Here is a 7,080-nt window from a genome sequence, read left to right as displayed (position 1 = left end):
GTATGAAGTGAAAGAACAAGAAGTAACTGGATATGAATCAAAAGTAGAAGGTTACGACATCACGAATACAAAAGTAGGTCAAACAAAAGTAGAAGGAACGAAGACATGGAAAGACGATAATTCAACAGAACGTCCAAACATGATCAAAGTAGACTTACTACAAAATGGCGAAGTAATCGCAACGAAAGAAGTAAGCGCAGCAAGCGAATGGAAATATGCATTTACAGATTTAGCAGCATACGATGCAAACGGAGTAGCATATAAGTATGAAGTGAAAGAACAGCCAGTAGCTGGATATCAATCCGAAGTCAAAGGTTATGACATCACGAATACAAAAATCAAGGACGTAGATCCAAAAGATCCGAGCACAGATCCAAAAGATCCAAGCACAGATCCAAAAGATCCGAACACAGATCCAAAAGATCCAAGCACAGATCCAAAAGATCCAGGCACAAATACAGACAAAAATAGCGATTCAAAAGTTCCACCTACTACAGAAAATGATAAACCGACATTACTTCCTAATACAGGAGGAACATCAGCGGAAATGATCTCAATTGTTGGAGGTATGGTATTGTTCCTTTTAGGTGGAATGCTATTAGCTCGTCAACGAATAAAATAATAAAAAAGCTTTAGATTATTGATTACACTGTAATCTGAGTAGCGGATAAATAAAAAAACTATTATTGATATTCCCCCCTTTAGGTAGATATTCGAAGACTTCATGATAAGGTGAAGAAAAGAATTCGACTTGAAGGGGGCTTTTTTCAACAACAAAGCCACCTGATCCCAAAAGGTGGCTTTATTTATCATTAAGCAGCTTTCTGTCCGCTTTGTACAACCGGTTTTTGAAGAACATCATAAACACCAGTGCCAATGACATCTAGCGCCATTTTCATACGCTCAGGTGAAATGTTTTCTAGAACATTATCTTGTGGTGTGTGGTATACCTTTTCAATATGATAGATAAGTGGATTCCAGCTATCTACTCCCATCCAAATGAACAAAGCTGCAGGAATGCCCGCATAAGCAAATGGTACATGGTCACTTGAACCGAATTTTCCTTGAAGAACAAGATCATTATTTAGTTGTTTAGCAGCATGTAATGTAGCATCTGTTACAAGATTCGTAGAGCCATCAGGAGTCATTGCATATAAGTTTTTCGCTTTATCATAGTTTGTCGCAACCATATCAGCATTGAACACACCTAAAATACGATCGCGTTCTTTTTGTGATAAGTTATCAACATAGTGCTCAGAGCCAATCAGTCCCATTTCTTCTGATCCAAAAGCAATAAAGCGAATTTCTTTGTCAGTTTCTACATTTTGGAATGCGCGAGCTAATTCTAATACTAACCCTGTTCCAGAGGCATTATCATTTGCTCCAGGTGCTCCAGCAACGCTGTCATAGTGAGAACTTACGATAACAGCTTTTTCATTTCCAGTGCTGTTTTTTGGTTTCTTTTTCGCAATAACATTTAGTGATTGTAAGTTTGATTCATGTCGTGCTTTTAAAGAAAGGATCGTATCACCCTTTTTCGCTAATTCTTCCTTGAAGGCATTTCCTTGTGCATAAGCGAGGCCGAATACCGGGATTGACTGTTTTTTTGTTAATCTTGGATTGAATGTTTGTCCATAGTTGCCACGACCACCAATTAAACTGTATAAAAGAACGCCTTTTGCGCCTTTTGCAACGGCATTTTCTACTTGTTTGTTGTAATCTGCTACTGTTGCACCTCTTTCAAATAAAACAATTTTCCCGTTCACTTCATTCGGAACTTCATCTAAATTTGTCCCGTTCGGTACAAAAATGAGGGGAGCTGTAACTGCTTCAGTTGAAATAAGGGAATTTGGAGCAGCACCTGTTTGCCAATTTCGTGATTTGGACAGCGGTGATTCAATGAATCCTACATATTGATCAGGTACAGCGAATGGTTGATATTCTACTTCATATCCCATTGACTGTAATTTCATTCCAACGTAGCGAGCAGCCCACTTTTCTGATTGTGTTCCACCAGGGCGCGGACCAATGGTTTCTGATAAAAAGCGGACATGTTCGATTGCACGATTCGTATCAACTTGCTTTGTAATAGGTGGAGTCTCAATCGTTGTTTGCGGGGAATCAGCCTTTACTTGTCCGATTGGAGCTAAGCTGACAGCGAGTGTTGCAGCAAGCAAAGAGCTTACTATTTTTTGTTTCCATGTTTTCTTCATATATTCCTCTCCCATTCTTCTATTCTATCTGACTGACAAAAGAAGACGGATAACGACTTCATTCTATCTGTTATTTTTTGTATTTTCAATTAATTCAAGTTGAGAAATAAAAATAGAATAACTTGATATATGAATTTTGGGCGAGATTTCTTTCTCGTACTGTATAGAAAAGAGGAATAGTGTTGAAAAACATGAACGAGATGCGTCTTGTTTTTTGTCATTATTTGTCGGAGCGTCGATATCTTATGTCGAACCGCTGATATATTTCAATTTTCGCCGATATATGATGAGAAACAGTCGATATATTTGAGAAATCGCTGATAAAATTTCATTTACCAATTTGTATCGCAAGATTTTTGTGATTTCATCGTGTTTCTATAGAGCTTTGGACTACCTTTTTCTCCACAATAAAAAAAGGAATGCGATTTGCATTCCTTTCATTACTTATAGTTCAGTTAAAATAATTGGTTCACCACGTGTTACGACAACTGTATGTTCACATTGTGCAACAAGACTTTTATCTGGTGTTACAAATGTCCAACCGTCATCGCCACGTTCAATAATATGGTCAGCTTTCATAGAAATGAAAGGCTCTACAGCGATAACAAGTCCGTCTTTAAGAAGTGCACTATCCATTGGATCGTAGTAGCTTAAAATATGGTTTGGTGCTTCGTGTAGGCTAAGACCAATACCGTGCCCTGTTAAGTTTTGAATAACAGAATAACCGTTTTTATGTGCAAAATTAGAAACCGCGCGGCCGATTTGATTTTGTTTTGAACCAGCTTTTACTTTTTTCATTGCTGCCCAAAATGCGTCTACTGCAGCTTGGCAAAGTTTTTCTTTTTCCTCATCTTGACCAAGAACAAAAGAAATGCCTGTATCTGCGTAATAACCATCAAGTGCCGCAGATACATCAACATTTACTAAGTCGCCTTCTTGTAGTACTTGGTCTTTTGGAATGCCGTGAGCAACTTCTTCATTTACACTAATACAAGTGAAGCCCGGGAAATCATATTCTTTTTCAGGTGCAGAAATAGCACCGTGCTCATCTAATATTTTTTTACCGATTAAATCAAGCTCTTTCGTTGTCATACCTGGCTTTGCTTGTTTTTTCATTTCTTCACGTGCAAGCGCAACAACGCGGCCGATTTTTCGTAAACCTTCCAAATCTTGTTCATTACGAATAATCATAAGAAACCACTGTCCTTCCTCGATTGTAAATCTTATACGATTGTATCATGTTTATTTTTGTCCTGCTACTTGCGTGAGGCCAGGGCTTTTTTTGAACGCCTTGACGGGTCTCATAGGAATTTTATGACAATTGTCATATTCATATCGTGACGTAACTTACTGTTTTCCAGCTCTTCCAATTTATACAATGTAAATATAAGGAACAGCGGAGGTGGAGAGATGGAAAAGATTATTGAAGTAAACAGTGTTTCAAAAACATTTAAACATAAAAAAGCTGTGAATAACGTTTCATTTCATGTGGAGAAGGGGCAAATTGTTGCAATTCTTGGGCCAAATGGCGCAGGGAAAACAACAGCAATTTCAATGATGCTTGGGTTAAAGGATCCATCAGAAGGAAGTGTTTCTATATTTGGGAAGAGTCCAAAGCATCGAGATGTTCGCAATCGCCTTGGTGCAATGCTGCAAGAAGTTAGTGTCATTGATAGTATATCAGTTGGCGAGGCGATTGATTTGTTTCGCAGTTATTATACAAATCCGGTTGCAAAAGAAGCATTGCTTCAGTTATCAAACTTAGGATCTGAAGTAAAGCAAAGATGTGAAAAATTATCAGGTGGTCAGAAAAGACGATTGAATTTTGCACTCGCACTTGCTGGAAATCCGGATTTATTATTTTTAGATGAACCGACTGTTGGGATGGATATTACGTCTAGAAAAACCTTTTGGGAAACGATCCGAAAGCTAGCAAGTGAAGGGAAAACGATTATTTTAACAACGCATTATTTAGAAGAAGCTGATGCACTAGCAGATCGCATTTTATTATTTGCAAATGGGAAAATCATTGCAGATGGTACGCCAGATGAAATGAAAGCAACAATTTCTCGAAAAACGATTTCGTTTTATACAAAAGAAAAAATTCCTACAGGTTTGTTGAAGAGCTTACCACATGTAACGGCAGTGCAGTTTCATGAACAGCGCGTTATCCTAACTACAGATGATACAGATGCCACGCTGCAAGCCATTTACCAACAGAACTTACCTATTACGGATATTTCAGTTGAACGTGGAAGTCTTGATGAAGCATTTGAACAGTTTGTCGAAAATCAGAAGGAGGTTATCGCATGAAAGCATTATGGATGCAATGTAAAATAGAGATTTTACGTACGTTTCGCAATAAATTATTTATCTTTTTCTCATTATTAATGCCAGTTTTATTTTATTACATTTTTACAAATGTGATTCAAGTACCGCAAAATGGGGCGGCATGGCAAGCGCATTATTTAATTTCGATGGCAACTTTCAGTATTGTAGGAACAGCACTTTTTAGTTTTGGTGTGAGAATCTCGCAAGAAAAAGGGCAAGGATGGACACATCTTTTAAAAATTACACCGCTTCCAGAGGGGGCATATATAACGGCTAAAATTATTTCCCAAACAGTAGTAAATGCTTTTTCAATACTTGTAATCTTTATCGCAGGGATTTTAATTAATGACGTATCGTTAACAGTTACACAATGGGTGGGTGCGGGACTGTGGTTGTTATTAGGAGTTACACCATTTTTAGCTTTAGGAACGGTTATTGGTTCTATTAAGAAAGCAGATGCAGCAGCAGGACTTGCGAATATTTTAAATATGAGTTTAGCAGTGTTAGGCGGTTTATGGATGCCAATTGAAGTTTTTCCGAAAGTATTAAGAACAATTGGAGAGTGGACGCCGACATATCACTTTGGAAGCGGGGCATGGGATATTGTAGCTGGTAAATCAGTGGGATGGGAAAATGTAGCGACTTTAGGAGGTTATTTCCTTATATTTGTTGTAGTATCAATATATATAAGAAAAAGACAGGAAGCGGTATAGAATGATGGAAAAGAAACAGTTTGAATTTTTCCCAAAACATATGGGGTTCTTCCCGTATATGTGGTTTGTATATCTACTATTCCCAATTTATAACTTAACGCAAGTATCGGGGTGGAAACTAATAATGGGGATCGGTATGCTGATCATTTTTGTTATCACATACCGTCAACTTTATTTTGTGCAGAAGACGTTTATTTTATGGGCATGTATTCAGATGGTGCTGATATTCTTATTTGCCTTACTTTATAATCCTTTTATGATCTTTTTTGGCTTTTTTACAGCAAGTGCGATGGGATTTGCACCTAGTAAAAAAGTGTTTCGAGTATTATTTGTTCTTTTAATTGTAATGCTTGTAGGCTTTATATTTGTATATTTTAACCAATTAACAACTCCAAGTTTAGTTAATATCGTTCCAATGTTTATTTTAATGCTGCTTACACCATTTGGTATGCGTAACTTTAATCAAAAAAAGATGCTGAAAGTGCAATTAAGTGAAGCGAATGAACAAATTAAAGACCTAGTAAAACGCGAAGAGCGTCAGCGGATCGCAAGGGACCTTCACGATACGTTAGGACATACTTTATCTCTTATTACGTTAAAAAGTCAGCTCGTTGAGAAGCTAATTGTGAAAAATCCAGAGCGTGCAAGTGTAGAAGCGAAGGAAATTACGCAAACATCACGTACAGCTTTAAAGCAACTTCGTGAGTTAATTTCTGATATGAGGATGATTACAGTAGAAGAAGAATTAGAGCAAATAAAAGCGATTTTACATGCTGCGACTATTTCATTAGAAGTGGATCAGCAAGCAAATTTTAGTTCATTATCACCACTAGCACAAAATATTTTAGGGATGTGTTTGCGAGAAGCCGTAACAAATGTCGTCAAGCATAGTAAAGCGACGACTTGTACGGTTTCCTTGTTTGAAACACAAGGAGAATTGATTTTGCAGGTTAAGGACAATGGAGTGGGATTGCAAAAGCAAAGTAATGATGGAAACGGCATTTTAGGTATGAAAGAACGACTTGCGCTTATTGATGGAACACTTGAATTAGACGAAGCAAACTCTGGGACATTGTTAACAGTGAAAGTTCCCATTGTAATTAGAACGGGAAAAGATGAGGTGAGAGCATGATTCGAATTATTATTGCAGAGGATCAACGAATGCTTCGCGGAGCGCTAGGAGCCCTTCTTGATTTAGAAGACGATATTGAAGTGGTTGGGCAAGCGGAGAACGGCGAAGAGGCTTTAAAATTAATCGAAAAGTTGCAGCCAGATGTAAGTATTATGGATATTGAAATGCCGATTCAAAGCGGATTGGATGTTGCAGAAACATTGCAAAAGCAGAAATCATCTTGCAAAGTGATGATGCTAACAACATTTGCACGTCCAGGTTATTTTGAAAGAGCAATGAAGGCGGGGGTCCATGGGTATTTATTAAAGGATAGCCCAAGTGAAGATTTAGCAGCTGCAATTCGCAATGTGATGAAAGGGAAACGAGAGATTTCTCCTGAATTAATGTTTGGTTTATGGCAAGAACAAAATCCATTATCGGATCGTGAGAAAGAAGTACTGCTGTTAGCGAAAGAGGGAAAAACAGCAAATGAAATTGCAAAGGCACTTTACCTTTCTCCTGGCACGGTACGAAATTACATTTCAGAAGTATTAACGAAATTAGACGCTAAAAATAGAATTGAAGCCATCACAATTGCAGAGGAAAAGGGATGGATATAAAGTTCAACTAATAATCAGTGGGGATTTTATCCTTCGCTGATTATTAGTTGAACGAATCAGAATTTTACGGGTAGTGAAAGCGGAATAAAAAG

Annotated in this window: 7 protein-coding genes; 5 read left to right on the top strand and 2 right to left on the bottom strand. The window is 37.6% G+C overall.

All coding sequences use genetic code 11. The annotated features are described in order from the left end of the window. The coding region (locus CN373_RS12600) for a Cna B-type domain-containing protein (protein WP_240519111.1) at positions 1-622 on the top strand (622 nt) is incomplete at its 5' end. A gap of 190 nt (positions 623-812) precedes the next feature. Here CN373_RS12600 and CN373_RS12595 read toward each other — a convergent pair. Both CN373_RS12595 and map read right to left on the bottom strand, forming a co-directional pair. Further along, complete coding sequence (locus CN373_RS12595) at positions 813-2,213, bottom strand: M28 family metallopeptidase (RefSeq protein WP_000754524.1); 1,401 nt, start codon at positions 2,211-2,213, stop codon at positions 813-815. Between the two features lie 444 nt (positions 2,214-2,657). Further along, a complete protein-coding gene (gene map, locus CN373_RS12590) occupies positions 2,658-3,404 on the bottom strand; it encodes a type I methionyl aminopeptidase (protein WP_000586865.1) in 747 nt (248 codons plus the stop codon). Positions 3,405-3,623: 219 nt separating this feature from the next. Between map and CN373_RS12585 the strand changes: the two genes are divergently transcribed. From CN373_RS12585 to CN373_RS12570, 4 genes are read left to right on the top strand one after another with little or no spacing between them, the layout of a single operon-like run. Beyond that, on the top strand, positions 3,624-4,526 hold the full coding sequence (locus CN373_RS12585) for an ABC transporter ATP-binding protein (protein ID WP_098359464.1): 903 nt from the start codon (positions 3,624-3,626) through the stop codon (positions 4,524-4,526). Next, the gene (locus CN373_RS12580) at positions 4,523-5,257 is read left to right on the top strand and encodes an ABC transporter permease (protein WP_098359463.1); all 735 of its coding nucleotides are present in this window, start codon (positions 4,523-4,525) and stop codon (positions 5,255-5,257) included. The genes CN373_RS12585 and CN373_RS12580 overlap by 4 nt, the downstream gene beginning before the upstream one ends. A gap of 1 nt (position 5,258) precedes the next feature. Then, a complete protein-coding gene (locus CN373_RS12575) occupies positions 5,259-6,389 on the top strand; it encodes a sensor histidine kinase (protein ID WP_098359462.1) in 1,131 nt (376 codons plus the stop codon). Continuing rightward, on the top strand, positions 6,386-6,988 hold the full coding sequence (locus tag CN373_RS12570) for a response regulator transcription factor (protein ID WP_000619273.1): 603 nt from the start codon (positions 6,386-6,388) through the stop codon (positions 6,986-6,988). Before CN373_RS12575 ends, CN373_RS12570 begins: the two co-directional genes overlap by 4 nt. Positions 6,989-7,080 lie beyond the last annotated feature (92 nt).

The organism is Bacillus cereus (genome assembly GCF_002561295.1).
GTDB classification, from domain to species: domain Bacteria; phylum Bacillota; class Bacilli; order Bacillales; family Bacillaceae_G; genus Bacillus_A; species Bacillus_A cereus_S.
Note: the sequence above shows the minus strand (reverse complement) of the source record. Positions and strands in the feature narration are given on the sequence as shown.